Origin of the sequence: Streptomyces sp. NRRL S-87 (assembly GCF_000719335.1) — a bacterium.
Classification (GTDB): Bacteria; Actinomycetota; Actinomycetes; order Streptomycetales; family Streptomycetaceae; genus Streptomyces.
The window spans coordinates 1-310 of record NZ_JOGB01000222.1; the positions used below are offsets into that span (position 1 = coordinate 1).

Consider the following 310-nt stretch of genomic DNA (forward strand, 5'->3'; position numbering starts at 1 on the left):
CGCCGCGCTGTCCGAGGAGCACACGCGCATCGACTGCTTCCCCGAGGTCACCGCCCACGGCGAACGCGTCGGCGCGCTCTCCGGCACCGGCCTGTCCAACCCGTACTTCGTCGTGCACGAGGGCGGTCTGACGGACACGACCGTCGTCGACGGCCGCAGGCTCCTGTCCTTCTCCGGCTACAACTACCTGGGAATGGCCACCCACCCCCGGGTCAACGAGGCCGCCAGGGAGGCGATCGAGACCTACGGCACCTCGGTGTCCGCCAGCCGGCTGCTGTCCGGCAGCCGTCCGCTCCACCTGGAACTGGAG

At 70.6% G+C, this 310-nt stretch carries 1 protein-coding gene; it reads left to right on the top strand.

Annotation, left to right across the window (positions count from 1 at the left end):
* Window positions 1–310, top strand: a 310-nt coding sequence (locus IF43_RS0135820; RefSeq protein WP_030211342.1) for an 8-amino-7-oxononanoate synthase, incomplete at both ends; no start/stop codon positions are given.